Source organism: Rhizobium sp. C1 (assembly GCF_021026335.1).
GTDB lineage: Bacteria > Pseudomonadota > Alphaproteobacteria > Rhizobiales > Rhizobiaceae > Ensifer_A.
The window spans coordinates 1-12,285 of sequence record NZ_JAJNCY010000014.1 but is presented as its reverse complement, the minus strand read 5'-3'; the positions used below and the strand labels follow the sequence as shown (position 1 = coordinate 12,285).

Sequence of the window (12,285 nt, the reverse complement as noted above, 5' to 3'; positions counted from 1 at the left end):
CAATCAGAAAGTGATGGATCGATGGCAGCGAACCGCGCCCCTGAAAACCCGTACCTCGCCGCACGCCAGGAATGGAATGAACGATACGGCTCTTACGTAAAGGCCGCCAACGCATGGCGCATTGTCGGCATCCTCGGTCTGACAATGGCGGTCATCGGCTTTAGCTATTCGATGTACCTGAGCACTCAGGTCAAATTGGTGCCTTACATCGTCCAGGTCGACAAGCTTGGAACCTCGGTGACGTCAGGGTTCCCCGAACAGATCGAATATGCCGATGTCAGGGTGGTGCGCGCCACGCTCGGCAACTTCGTCACCAGCTTCCGTTCGATTACGCCGGATGCCGTGGTGCAGAAGCAATATATCGACCGAACCTACGCGCTTCTCCGCACCTCGGATCCGTCGACGCAAAAGATCAATGACTGGTTCCGGAGCAACTCGCCGTTCGAGAAGGCGAAGTCGTCGACAGTCGCCATCGAGGTCAACAACATCGTCGCACTCTCGAACCAGACCTATCAGATCGACTGGACCGAGTACGAACGCGACCGCAAGGGCAAGGAGATCGGCACGCGCCGGTTCCGCGGCATCGCGACGGTCACGCTCACCGCACCGCAGGATGAGGCGACCATTCGCCTCAATCCGATCGGCCTTTATGTCCGGGATTTCGACTGGACAGCGCAGCTTTAAGGGCAGGAGATTTCTCAATGCACAGAACAGGATTGATCGCAGCCGCCGGCTGCTTGGCCACGCTCGTCCTCGCGAGCGGCGCCGAAGCACAGAGCATGACAAACAATGAGGTGAAGGGAACGAACATCTCGAGGAAATGGCGCGGGACGCCAGGACTGGTGACGACCGGCCCCGATGGCAAGGTCGTCTTCCTCTTCGGCGAAACACAGCCATCCGTCGTCTGCTCGCCCCTGCAGGTCTGCGATATCGAACTGCAGGGTGGCGAGATTGTCCGCGACGTTCTGGTCGGCGACACTGTCAGATGGAAAGTCGAACCGGCGACCTCGGGCGCCACGGGCGGGCAGGCAATCCATCTGATCGTCAAGCCATCGGAGCCGGGTCTCGTCACTTCGATGGTGGTCACGACATCACGCCGCACCTATCACATCCAGCTCAAGTCTCATCCGAGCCAGTATATGGCCCGCGTCGGCTTCGAGTACCCGGAGGATGTGTCGACCAAGCTCGCCGATATCAATTCCCGGCTCGAGACAGGCGGAACTCCCGGGACGGCACCCGACAAACTGAACTTCTCCTACTCGGTGAGCGGGAGCGCGCCCTGGAAGCCGAAGCGGGTCTATTCGGATGGCGTGAAAACCTACATTCAATTCTCGAAATCAGTATCGAGCCAGGATGCGCCCGTGCTTTTCGTCGTTTCAGGCGGCCAGAATCGTATCGTCAACTATCGGATGCAGCGCAACATGATGATCGTCGACTATGCGGTCGACAAGGCAATCCTCGTCTCCGGCGTCGGCTGGCGCCAGCAGAAAATTACCATTCGGCGGGGAGGCTGAACCATGCGCAAGCTTCTCATCATCATGATCACCGCCACCCTGCTTTCAGGCTGCCAGACGGCCGAGGACGGATTGACCACCAGTTCGACCCCGGTCGCCGTCACCGGCACAGCCGCAAGCGCCATCGCCGGCGACATGGCGAGCCGGCTTGCCGAGCAGATCGGTCCAGCCGCCACGACAACGCTCAAAATGGAAAAGGACTCGTCCGACTTTGCTGCGGCGCTCGAGGCGGCGCTGAAAGGATGGGGCTACACGGTCATAACCGACGGCAAGGCTGGAAAGGATGTCAAACCGGTCGAGCTCGCCTATTCGGTCGATGGCGTCGACGGTCAGATGCTCGCACAGCTCTCGACGCCGTCCGTCGCCCTTGGGCGGGCCTATTCGACATCGGCGGCCGGCGCGACGCCGGCAAGCCCGCTCTCGATCATGCAGCGGAATTGAGGGGAGGCGAGTATGGTCCAATCGCTCCAGCTCGGCACATCCAATCAAGCTGACGATCAGAAGGGCATGCGCCGTCTCAATCGGCTGCCGATCATCATCGCCATCGTCATCATCGCGCTGTTCGTCGGCGTGGTCGTGATCGGACTGTCGTGGCGCGGGCTCCCCTTCAATCGGAACACCGATCTCCACAGCGCTTCGAATACGCCCGCAACCAACTTCGGAGACCAACTCAAACGCGGCATCACCGACGGCATTATCGGCGAACCGGTGGAACGTGAAGCGTTTCAGCCAACGCCCGCCGTCGAACAGAAGGTCGAGAAGGAAACACCTGTTGTCGAGCGCCGGCCCACGGAGAGGGAAGAACGGCGGCCGAAGCTCGAATCCGAGGAGGAATGGAAAGCCCGTCTGAAGCGCGAGCAGGATGAACAATATATCCGCGAGGCCCAACGCCAGCGCATGGCCCGGCTGCAGGCGCGGGCAACGGCTTTGGACTCGCCATTGAAGGTGGATATTTCCGATGTCGAAAAAGCCGCCAACAATTCCACAGACACGGGCCGGCAGACGACGACTGCGACAGCCAACAATGCCTCGGACCTCTACGCCGCCGCCATGAAATCCGGCCTTATGGGCCAGAACGCCGACCCGAATACTCAGACCTCGAAGGAGGATTTCTTCAATCAGGACATCAAGGACCTCGGCTATCTTCCGAACAAGGTCGTTCCCCAGTTTTCGCCTTATGAGCTGAAACGCGGCTCGGTCATTCCGGCCACCTTGATCACGGGCCTGAATTCAGATTTGCCGGGCAGGATCACCGCGCAGGTCAGCCAGAATGTATATGACAGCGCCACCGGCTATCGGTTGCTTATACCGCAGGGCTCAAAGCTGTTCGGGCGCTACGATTCCAAGGTGTCGTTCGGCCAGGAGCGCGTCCTCGTCGTCTGGACCGACCTCATCTTCCCGAACGGCTCGACACTGCAGATCGGCGGCATGGCCGGCACGGATGCCGAAGGCTATGGCGGCTTCAAGGACAAGGTCGATCGGCATCTCTGGCGCACGTGGAGTTCCGCGGCGCTCGTCGCGCTGATCGGAACCGGGATCGACATGTCGATGCCGGAGAGTTCGACGCTGGCAACGCAGGACACGGCGTCCGATGCAGCCCGGCGGAATTTTGCGGAAAGCTTCGGTCGCGTCGCGGAGCAAACCATCTCGAAGAACCTGAATGTGCAGCCGACGATCCAGATTCGTCCCGGCTATAAGTTCAACGTCCTCGTCGACCAGGACATCATTTTTCCGTCCGCTTACCGCAAAAATTAAAGGAATCATCAAGTCCGCAGGAGGTGCAGATCTGCGCGTTGCGCCGGTTGTAGAAATGGTGCCGGATGGTCCTGTTCAACGCACGAAAGGCTAGGCGATGACAGAAATGGATTTTAGCGATTTGCCGGATGACGATCCTGACCTTCTGGAAAACACCGCTTTGCCGAAGCAGTTCGTCTTGCGCCTTCGAAATGCGTTTTTCACCCGGCTCTCGGATTTCGATGACATTGACGATATCCAGATGCTACGCGAACCGGGAATTAACTGGCGTATCATCAAAGCGATCAGAGCCGAAAGGGACCGGCGCGACGCCAAGTGACCTTGTGCGTTGAGGAGCGCTCGCGGTTTTAGGATTTAGGGCTCTGCGTCTCTTATATGGGCAAGGCCACTATCGCGTTCTTTTCAGTAAATAGCGCTCGCGTCAGAGCATGGTTTCCACGGGGAACTACTCCTTGGAGCGCAAAAACTTTTCTTGATTTGTCATCTTTTGAGGCGACGAGCCTTGAAAGCTCCCCCTTTATGGCTAGTGGTAACATACACGGCAAGAGGGACTGATTTGCATCAATCCAGCACCTTCGGTTGCGGTCTCGGCTGGCAAATAAGGGATCGCTTTACGGGTCAAGAATATAGGAGAAGCGTTCGTGGACGGAGAATTTCGCTCGCTCGTTGATATGCTGGAAGTCGCGCAAGACGAGGCGACGATCAATGGAGCCCTCAGGCAGTTCACGCGTGCCTGCGGATATGAACGGTTTGCTTATCTCGAAAAAGAGGGCGCCCAGATCAGGACATTCAACTCCTATCCCAAACCATGGGAGGGTGTTTATCTCTCGGCCGACTATTCCAGCATCGATCCCGTGGTAACGGAAGCGAAGCGCAAGCGGGACGTTTTCTTCTGGACCGCGGAGGATTGGCCGGCCCGCGGCTCGTCACCGCTCAGAAAGTTTCGCGACGAGGCCATCGACCACGGGATCCGCTGCGGCATGACAATCCCTGTGGAAGGAGGTTACGGTGCATCGATGATGTTGACCTTTGCATCCTCCGAAAAGGACGTGGACGTCCCTGCTGCTTTCGACTCGAAGAGAGCGGTTCAATTGGTGATGATGATCCATTATCGATTGAAGATGATTGCTGCCAAAACTGCGATCAATCCAAAGCAGGCGCTCTCACCACGCGAGATGCTGTGCCTGACATGGGCGATGAAAGGAAAAAATACACTTGAAACTGCCGCTGTGACAGGCCTCAATCCCAGGACCGTGCAGCATTACCTTGACAAAGCTCGTGCCAAGCTTGGCGCTGAATCGGTGCCGCAGCTTGTGGGAATCGCGAAAGATCGCGGGTTACTAAGCTCTAATTAGCGTCATCCAATGGGACGTCGGGGATGTAGCCAAGGGCGTCGATGATCTGCGACAGCTCTTCCTGTTGCGCTTCGGATTTCTTCTGTCGGGCAACGTACTCGTCCTGCAGGTTTGCCAGCACGTCGCTGGAAACCGAGGGATCGCCGCTCGCACGAGTCCACTCCTCGTAGACAGCCTCATCCGCGGCGAGCAGCCGGCGGTGTTCGTGTATTGCCGACACCGCCAGTTCCTCCAACGCTTCCTTCGGCATCGAACAGAACCGCGAATCACGCTCGTTTCTTTCGGTCTTAGAGGACTCCGCATCGTTCATTCGCTTTTCCTCGAACCCCATTCCCTCACCACTTGAAACGATGCCATTGGTGCCGCACCGCGCGGCCCGCGCTAGAGACTATCATACGACCAACATTGCAAGGCGGTCGAAAAACGATTGCCGCCCAATATCACAGTCCATGTCGAATCGGAACTATAGTTCCTAGAACAATAGTTCCGATTCAGGTTCCGCTCACGTCATGGATCTCAACGAGGTCATGGCGGCCAACTTGCGTCGAATACGTCATGGCAAGAAACTGACGCAGGAGGAGCTGGCGCACCGCACGGGCTTGAGCGCACGCCATATCGGCGCCATCGAACGCGCAGAGATGTCCGCAACCCTCACGGTCCTCGGCCAGATTTCCGAAGCGTTGGGTGTCGAGCCGGCGGAGCTTCTGACGAAGTCACGCTAGCCGAGAAGGAATTTAGGCACTCCGGACCCGATCGGCGAAGCGTTGCACTGCTTCGAAAGCGGATCCAAAATCAGGTTTTTCGCCATAGACCATGTCGCCGAGCAACTTTGCGTAACCTTCAGCGAACTTCGTATCCTTGTGCATGAGATCGAAAGTGCGAAGGGTTTCAGCCCTTGGGTCTTCCTTGTAGGCAGGATAATCGTCAGCACGCCCTTCCGCTTCAGCCTTCATCGTTTGGAGAGCGATAGCGGCCGCCTCGTCCGCATCATAGTGTCCGTCCATGCGTAACAAGTCGTAGACGTGACGAACGAGGGTGGGATCGAGGTCTCCCAGTCCGGATAAAGCAAAACCGGCTCGGCGCCCGAGCGCAACGAACTTGTCCGCCGCGGTTTCAACCAGTCTCACGCACGCGACGTCCGCTGCCTCAGCACTAGCGCCTTTGGCTTCAGCGATAAAGGATGAGACCGAACGCGTTTCGGGGGATGTACAAATGGGAAAAGCGGAGATTTCAATCTTGATCTCCGGGCGCAAAACGCCCTCTCCTTTTGCAATGGGTTCATAGGGCAGATCGTACCGGACATATCGGTCGCTTTGCTTGACGGCGTAATGGCCTTCTACCGTGAAACCGGCCGCCTGAAGCCGATCGTTCACCTCGCCGCGCAGACGCTTGAGCGCGCCGCGCGAATTGGCCTTTTCTCCGATGATGCGCAGGTCGATGTCCTCAGACATCCGTTCGAGCAGGCGATAGGCGCGCCCCAGCGCCGTTCCGCCCCCGAACGCCAGTGTCAGCCCATCGACCTGGATATCGTGTATCGCAGCCAAGGCTCGAACGACAAACCAGTCCTTCTCGACCAGAGCCGGCGAAGGAAGGCCAAAATATTCCTGTACTTCCAGAAGAGTTTTCTGGTCCGGCTTATCGTTCAACGCGAAGCTCCGTGCGGCCATCGGATAGCCGTCGGTTGAAACGCGCCTTGACTTTAACTGTGGGGTTGACTGGGATCTGAGTGGAACGGCCTTCATTATAGGCTTTGGTGCTCTCGCTCTGCTCCCAAGGCACACCAAGTTTGTTAAGTGCCTGAAGTGCCGCGCTGTGGAAGCCGTTGGAACTAGCGACCATGAGCCGGCCGGAGATACGGGAGCGTATCGCGCGAGCGTAGACACCGTAACCCAGCCGCATCAGAGCCCCGTCGTGAACCAGGGACCTGAGAGCGCGCAAAACCTGGTCCTCGCCACTGAGATCAGCGAAATCCCGCGGAAGAAAGACGTCGGTCTTCTTCGTTCTGGCGACCCGGTTCTGGATTCTCTGCTTCAATGTCTTTGGCTGGTGCATGGTCAACTTCTTTCTGCAAACACCCGACACGCAATATATGCAAAAACCCGACACTAGACAAGAGGTCGGCGAAGACTTCGGACGCCCTTCGGGCCGTCTAACCGCTCCACCCTGAGCGGCCTTTTCTGCCTCCACATCCGCTGGCCGCAAACGAGTTCTGCCTGACGAGAGCTGTTCAGGCCGTCTGCCGTATGGCAGGAGCTGCAGATATGGCTGAGGCGTCATCGAAGTGACGATTGGTTTCCGAAGGAATAGTCTCCTCGATATTGCTCATTTTCCTCCGATCCTCGAAAGATCGATCCGCATCTCCGCTGATCCGACTAGCTTCTCGTTCTGCGGCTCGACGTCGGTCGGTGGAGAAGCTTCTTCGGCCGCAGCATCAGTCCCCCCGGTGTCGATGAGCTCACGCTGGTTGACGACTGGGCCGCCCGGATCTTCCGCCTGGAAAACGCTCGCGCCCTCGAACTCGCCGGTCTTCCAGGCGTAGACAGCATCTTCGAAGATCTGGGGGAAGACATCGTCACTATTCGGGTTGCCGTACCACTTGGCGACAATCCGCAGGACTTTTGCGAACATCGCCGTTCCCTTGCGGAGGTTTTCGCAAGGATCGACGAGATCGGGTTTCAGTTCGGACGCGTCCTTGACGCCGACACCCGCCGGGAACTGGGTCAGGCCGACACGCACCACCGCCTGGCCGACAAACCGGCGGACCTTCGCCATTGCCTCGTCCGGCGTCGTCGCTTTCGGAACGAGGATCAATCTGCCACCCGATTTGACCGTGACGGCCAGCGGATCGTTCGAGCCCGCGGCAGTCACGAACTGTTCGACGATCGCGGGCTTCAGTGAGGGGTCGGCGCATTGTTGGATCAGGGCAGCGTCGAGCATGAGGTCTCCATCGCATTCAGGTGTTGAAGGAAATCAGGAGGGGCTTATCGAACAAACGCGCCCAGGCTTCCGCATTGGCGCGTTGGATAGCGACGATGGATGTACCATTGGTCCACCAGCCGTTGCCGACGGCGACAATAGTGTCCGGCTCCTGCAGCATGGACTGCAGGACGGGCCAGACGATCAGCTGCTCGTAGCAGATCAGCGGTGCGACCTGAGCGTCGGCGGCGGCCACAGCTGGGTTTGCGAAGAAATGGGCCCGCGCGCCACCGCTCTGACTGAACAGGGCGCGCCAAGGCTGCCACATCGAGCCTGGGACCGGCATCCGCTCGCGATAAATGACGCGGGCACCGTTACGAGAGAGCGCGACCAGAACGTTGTCGTATCCGCCCGCATCGATCACGGTGGCGCCGGCGATGACGGTGACGTCACTCCCCTGCAGCGCTTTTACCCAGAGCCGCTCGACGGTGGGTGTCCAGAAGCCAAGGGAACTTTCCGGAAGTACAACGGTGCGGGCGCCGCCGGCTTTCCGATCCGTCACCGTGGCAATCAGATCACGGTGGCGCTGCATGCTGGCGTCGCGTCCCAGCGATGCTCCCATTTCGAGGTCGACCCCCTGCCAGGATTCCAGTAGTTTCGGTTCGTCCCAGGTTGTGGCGGACCAGATCCAAAAGCCTGCCAGGACAATCGCGACAGCTGGCCACATGCGGGTTACGAGGCCCACGAGGCCGGCTGTCACGGCGACCAGCCCCCACCATCCCCACCCTGGAAACAGTACGCCCGCGGCGGTGACCGGATGAGCCCAGCCGGTGATGCCGAATGGCGGAATGGCCATCAGAACCGCTGCCAGAAGATAGCGACACGGACGAGCACCCGCCTTCTTCGTCCAGAGGACCGTATGCACGATGACGAAGCCGGTGGACGCACAGAGCCAGAGCAATAAACCAGGCCAGAGGTCCGACGAATAGAAGTTGGCAACTCCCTGTGGCAATCCCCGAGATGCCGCCAGGAAATAGCCGGTTGAGACAACCGCAGCCATCCGCCTCGTTCGAGAAAGCGCCCAAAGAACTGGAAACGCGAACGCGACCGGCAGAAGCAGCACCTGGCCACTCCATCCCACCGTTCCGGCAACGATTGAAACGGTAATCAATGCGGTTGGCTGGAGCTGCTCACGGCGCATGGGTGAGCACCGGTTGTGCCAGGCCGAGGATGCCGGATGTGGGTAGGGGGCCGAAATAGCGGGAGTCATAGGAACCCCGGAACGGTGAATGGAGAAAGACACTCTCCTTCGGCACGATGCCGCCGCGATAAGGCTTCATCGGCCGACCCTTGCCGTCCCGTGTAATCAGATCGGAAAATGGAACCGGACGTCCATCGACCGTTACGCTGGTGCTGATTTCGACTTGTTGCCCGGCGACGGCGATTACCGTCTTGATGAGTGGCGCGACCGCGCTCGGGCAGGTTCCTGATCGGAGATAGCCACGCTCTCGCGCCTCATGCATGACAGGGGTTTGCGGCGGGCAAATGAAGACGAGGTCGCCAGCCGATGCCGGACGATCGAGTGCGACTATGCGCCAGAGGCCGAGGGGTTCGCTCGGAGTCAGGTTGATGCGGTAGCCGCCGATGATGGCTGCAGCAACGCTGCCCCCAACGATGGTTGTCGCCACTACCAAGAGCACGACGGCATTCGATCGCTGAGCACGTCCCATCTCACGTCCACACACTTGCGCCGTCATTTCAGGGAGAGCCCCTGGCTCTTTGTCTGGCGCAGGGTTTCCGCCTGTTTCAACGCCTCCGTGGTGCGCTCATGCGCGGCCAGCTGCTGCACCGTCCGCATCGAATTCCATGCCGATTGCACCTCGGCCTTTTGTCCGGCCGTCATCCCTGACGTGACCGCATTGAAGGTCTGCCCGTTGGAGTCCTTGGCAGCCAAAGGCAGTAAGGTCCGCTCGCCGAAACGCTCCGATACAGCCTTGGCGAAACCTTCGAGCTCGGCCTTCACCATCTTATCGGCAAGCGCATATTCGAGACCGGCCGGCAGGTCGTTCCGGTCGATCGCATCGCGCACTCGTTCGAGGGTCTGCTTTGCGTTTGCCGAGAGCGCCGGAATATCGATCGACACCTTCAGACGAACGGCGCGTTCCTCGACCTCGAACTTGCGCTCGGCTTCGGCACGCTGGCGCAGATAGCGCTCGAGATTGCGGGCCAGCGCCGGCGCGTTGGTCTCAGCCTTCTCTCGCTCCTGCTTCTCGGCGCGGCTGGCGAACATACCGGTCTTGCCCTTCAGCGCACCGAAGTGTTCAGGGTTCGATCCGATCGTCGCCAGCGTGGATTTTGCGGCAGTCTCGTCTTTCAGCATCGCATCGACATTGATCGCCTTGAACGCGCTTTCCGGCTGCGCGTAGACGAGGTGGAAACGGGTCGAGACTTCCTCCCACTGCTTCTTCAATCCGGGATCGGCGGCGACCTTGTCCTCGATCGCCTGATCGATCGATTTGGCAAAGGTGGTGATACCTGTAACCATCGGCTTGGCCTCCTTGGTGCTGGTTCGATTTGGGGATTGCGGGATGCCAAGGACGAGCCCGAGCCTGCCGGCAACGGCCGCAAGGCGGACACCAAGATTGGCAAGTTTTTGCTTCTGACTGACGAGCCATTCCAGCCGGTCACGCAGGAGCGTGCGGGCCACGTTGACGAGATTGAGGCCGCGCGCTTCAGCAAAACGAAGCGCCTGGCGATAGAAGGCGCTTTTCTCGTAGTCGAGAGTCGTTTCCTTCGCATTTCGTCGCGACAGGATCGGGATCAACCCACCGTTCTTCGCGAAAGATCTACGCCCGTAATAGACGGCAAGGTCCTCACGATGGCGCGTCATCGCAACGTAGGTCAGATGTCGATCGAGCGACAGCGACGCGAGAACCTTCACCCGGTCGACCGTGGCGCCCTGGCTCTTGTGGATGGTCGTGGCATAACCATGATCGAGGTTATTGTAGAAGCGTTGTTCGACCAGCACCTGGCGCGCATGCTCGCCATCGCCGACCTGTGCCATGATGCGGCCCCGCCCGGTCTCAACGACCTTGGCCAACATGCCGTTCTTGACCCCGAGCGAGCCTTCATTCTTGAGGAATACGATCTGGTCGCCGACCGCGAAATTGCGCTCGCCGTCCGCGGTCTTGAACATGGCCCCTTCGCCGAGAACCCCGCGTTCGATCAGCTTAATGCGGGCCATCTGGTTCAGCATGCGCACGTCCCGGCGCAGATGAGCGAGGATCAACGACGTCTTCGCTGGATCGTAATCGCGGTCCCAAGCCGTGATCAGGTTGTCGACGGCCTCGGCCTTCAGATCCGATCCGACTACCTTGCCATTGGCTCGGTAGGCATCGACTGCCTTGCCGACCTTGCCGCGCGCCAGGTCGAGCGAGGCATCGCGCATCCATTGCTGGCGTTGTCGATAGATGGTTTCGAGTTCCGCGTAGCCGATGCGATCGGCAACGGCGCGAAAGGCAGCGCCAGCTTCGATCGGCTGGAGCTGTTCGGGATCGCCGATGAGAACCAGCTTTGCGCCGGCCCTCGTCACCGCTTCAACGAACAACGCCATCTGCCGCGACGACACCATGCCGGCTTCGTCAAGGACGAAGACCGTCTTGCTGTCGAGCTGGTTCAGCCCCTCATTCCAGCGGAGCTCCCAGGACGACAATGTGCGCGAGACGATCCCGGCTTCCTTCTCCAAGCCCTCGGCAGCCTTGCCGGCAAGTGCTGCACCCACGACCCGATATCCTGCCGCTTCCCAGGCTTCGCGTGCCGCCTTCATCATCGTCGTCTTGCCGGCGCCGGCGCGGCCGATCACGGCCGCAATCCGCTCGGCTCCCGCCACATGCTCGATCGCCGTTTTCTGCTCGTCCGACAGGCGCTCATGGCGCTCGAATGTCGCGGCCAGCACTGTGTCCCGCACACCATGTGACGATCGTTGCGACAGCCAGATGGCGCGATTGGCCATCTCCGCTTCCAGCCGGATCATTTCGCGTGTGGTGTATTTGGCCGGAACCCGGGAGCCGCTGGCAAGGTCGATCCGCTCGCGCTCAAGGCGAAGCGTATCGGGGTGCAGGATGATCCGCACCATGAGGCTTTGGAACAGGGCAGGATCGTCGATGTAACGATGCAGGATCTTGGCGACATCACGCTCGTCGAACACGCTCTTCTCGCGCATGATCATGTCGATGACGAGTTTCGGACTCCGGTCGATCCGTTTCGCGTTCTCTGCTCTCCGCGCGTCCTGCAGTTCGATGCGCTCAAGCTCCAATGGCTTCGAGGCACCATCGGATTTCCGTTCGATCGCTTTGGTGCCGACACCCAGGTGGATGGTCGGTTCGAGATTGATCCCCTGCTTCTCAAACGATCGGCCATCGACGCGAAGGTCGAGACCGGCCAGCGCCAGATGCCGGTTCTGGCAAGCAAACCAGCCGTCGCGAAACGCGTTGAAATCGTCGATGCTTCCCGCCCAGAGTTCGTAGACGATCTTGCCGGCGTCGTTGCGGATCGGCTTGCCGTCTGGCCCGAGCACGGCGACTTTCTTGGCGCCGAAGCCATCTTCGTTCAGCGGCCGCAAGGTCGTCATGAGATGGACATGAGGATTGCCCGGCGCGTCATGATAGACCCAGTCGGCCACCATGCCCTTCGACGTGATGTGCCGGTCGACGAAATCCCGCACGAGCGCGATATTCTGCTCAGCC

Annotated in this window: 14 protein-coding genes; 7 read left to right on the top strand and 7 right to left on the bottom strand. The window is 59.6% G+C overall.

Annotated elements, in window-relative coordinates; translation table 11 throughout:
- The first annotated feature begins 21 nt into the window (after positions 1–21).
- The 6 genes from LQK83_RS20850 (at position 22) to LQK83_RS20825 (ending at position 4,624) form a co-directional block, all read left to right on the top strand.
- The gene (locus LQK83_RS20850) at positions 22–684 is read left to right on the top strand and encodes a conjugal transfer protein TrbF (RefSeq protein ID WP_230839415.1); all 663 of its coding nucleotides are present in this window, start codon (positions 22–24) and stop codon (positions 682–684) included.
- Between the two features lie 17 nt (positions 685–701).
- Positions 702–1,514: a P-type conjugative transfer protein TrbG gene (gene trbG / locus LQK83_RS20845; RefSeq protein ID WP_230839414.1), complete on the top strand. Its 813-nt coding sequence runs from the start codon at positions 702–704 to the stop codon at positions 1,512–1,514.
- Between the two features lie 3 nt (positions 1,515–1,517).
- The gene (gene trbH, locus LQK83_RS20840; protein ID WP_230839413.1) at positions 1,518–1,955 is read left to right on the top strand and encodes a conjugal transfer protein TrbH; all 438 of its coding nucleotides are present in this window, start codon (positions 1,518–1,520) and stop codon (positions 1,953–1,955) included.
- Positions 1,956–1,967: 12 nt separating this feature from the next.
- Complete coding sequence (trbI, locus tag LQK83_RS20835) at positions 1,968–3,269, top strand: IncP-type conjugal transfer protein TrbI (RefSeq protein WP_230839412.1); 1,302 nt, start codon at positions 1,968–1,970, stop codon at positions 3,267–3,269.
- A 97-nt stretch (positions 3,270–3,366) separates the two neighbouring features.
- A complete protein-coding gene (locus tag LQK83_RS20830; RefSeq protein ID WP_230839411.1) occupies positions 3,367–3,588 on the top strand; it encodes a hypothetical protein in 222 nt (73 codons plus the stop codon).
- A gap of 322 nt (positions 3,589–3,910) precedes the next feature.
- Positions 3,911–4,624, top strand: coding sequence for an autoinducer binding domain-containing protein (locus tag LQK83_RS20825; protein ID WP_230839410.1), 714 nt, complete (start codon positions 3,911–3,913; stop codon positions 4,622–4,624).
- Here LQK83_RS20825 and LQK83_RS20820 read toward each other — a convergent pair.
- A complete protein-coding gene (locus LQK83_RS20820) occupies positions 4,617–4,934 on the bottom strand; it encodes a transcriptional repressor TraM (RefSeq protein WP_230839409.1) in 318 nt (105 codons plus the stop codon). The genes LQK83_RS20825 and LQK83_RS20820 overlap by 8 nt on opposite strands.
- A 199-nt stretch (positions 4,935–5,133) precedes the next feature.
- Here LQK83_RS20820 and LQK83_RS20815 point away from each other — a divergent pair, with 199 nt between their 5' ends.
- Positions 5,134–5,346, top strand: a complete 213-nt coding sequence (locus LQK83_RS20815) for a helix-turn-helix domain-containing protein (RefSeq protein ID WP_230839408.1) — start codon at positions 5,134–5,136, stop codon at positions 5,344–5,346.
- 12 nt (positions 5,347–5,358) lie between these two features.
- Here the strand turns inward: LQK83_RS20815 and LQK83_RS20810 are convergent, their stop codons facing one another.
- The 6 genes from LQK83_RS20810 to traA form a co-directional block, all read right to left on the bottom strand.
- On the bottom strand, positions 5,359–6,270 hold the full coding sequence (locus LQK83_RS20810; protein ID WP_230839407.1) for a nucleotidyl transferase AbiEii/AbiGii toxin family protein: 912 nt from the start codon (positions 6,268–6,270) through the stop codon (positions 5,359–5,361).
- Positions 6,260–6,676 (bottom strand): DUF6088 family protein, encoded by a 417-nt coding sequence (locus tag LQK83_RS20805; protein ID WP_230839406.1) that lies wholly within the window; start codon positions 6,674–6,676, stop codon positions 6,260–6,262. The genes LQK83_RS20810 and LQK83_RS20805 overlap by 11 nt, the downstream gene beginning before the upstream one ends.
- 270 nt (positions 6,677–6,946) lie before the next feature.
- On the bottom strand, positions 6,947–7,561 hold the full coding sequence (locus tag LQK83_RS20800; protein WP_230839405.1) for a TraH family protein: 615 nt from the start codon (positions 7,559–7,561) through the stop codon (positions 6,947–6,949).
- 16 nt (positions 7,562–7,577) lie between these two features.
- Positions 7,578–8,741 (bottom strand): conjugal transfer protein TraB, encoded by a 1,164-nt coding sequence (locus tag LQK83_RS20795; protein WP_230839404.1) that lies wholly within the window; start codon positions 8,739–8,741, stop codon positions 7,578–7,580.
- The gene (traF, locus tag LQK83_RS20790; RefSeq protein WP_230839403.1) at positions 8,731–9,270 is read right to left on the bottom strand and encodes a conjugative transfer signal peptidase TraF; all 540 of its coding nucleotides are present in this window, start codon (positions 9,268–9,270) and stop codon (positions 8,731–8,733) included. Before traF ends, LQK83_RS20795 begins: the two co-directional genes overlap by 11 nt.
- A 23-nt stretch (positions 9,271–9,293) precedes the next feature.
- On the bottom strand, positions 9,294–12,285 hold a 2,992-nt coding region (gene traA, locus LQK83_RS20785; RefSeq protein WP_230839402.1), incomplete at its 5' end, for a Ti-type conjugative transfer relaxase TraA.

Coding starts and splice junctions, on each gene's coding strand:
- LQK83_RS20850 (WP_230839415.1), top strand. CDS start 22: ATGGCAGCGAACCGCGCCCCTGAAAACCCGTACCTCGCCGCACGCCAG.
- trbG (WP_230839414.1), top strand. CDS start 702: ATGCACAGAACAGGATTGATCGCAGCCGCCGGCTGCTTGGCCACGCTC.
- trbH (WP_230839413.1), top strand. CDS start 1,518: ATGCGCAAGCTTCTCATCATCATGATCACCGCCACCCTGCTTTCAGGC.
- trbI (WP_230839412.1), top strand. CDS start 1,968: ATGGTCCAATCGCTCCAGCTCGGCACATCCAATCAAGCTGACGATCAG.
- LQK83_RS20830 (WP_230839411.1), top strand. CDS start 3,367: ATGACAGAAATGGATTTTAGCGATTTGCCGGATGACGATCCTGACCTT.
- LQK83_RS20820 (WP_230839409.1), bottom strand. CDS start 4,934: ATGAACGATGCGGAGTCCTCTAAGACCGAAAGAAACGAGCGTGATTCG.
- LQK83_RS20815 (WP_230839408.1), top strand. CDS start 5,134: ATGGATCTCAACGAGGTCATGGCGGCCAACTTGCGTCGAATACGTCAT.
- LQK83_RS20805 (WP_230839406.1), bottom strand. CDS start 6,676: ATGCACCAGCCAAAGACATTGAAGCAGAGAATCCAGAACCGGGTCGCC.
- LQK83_RS20800 (WP_230839405.1), bottom strand. CDS start 7,561: ATGCTCGACGCTGCCCTGATCCAACAATGCGCCGACCCCTCACTGAAG.
- LQK83_RS20795 (WP_230839404.1), bottom strand. CDS start 8,741: ATGCGCCGTGAGCAGCTCCAGCCAACCGCATTGATTACCGTTTCAATC.
- traF (WP_230839403.1), bottom strand. CDS start 9,270: ATGGGACGTGCTCAGCGATCGAATGCCGTCGTGCTCTTGGTAGTGGCG.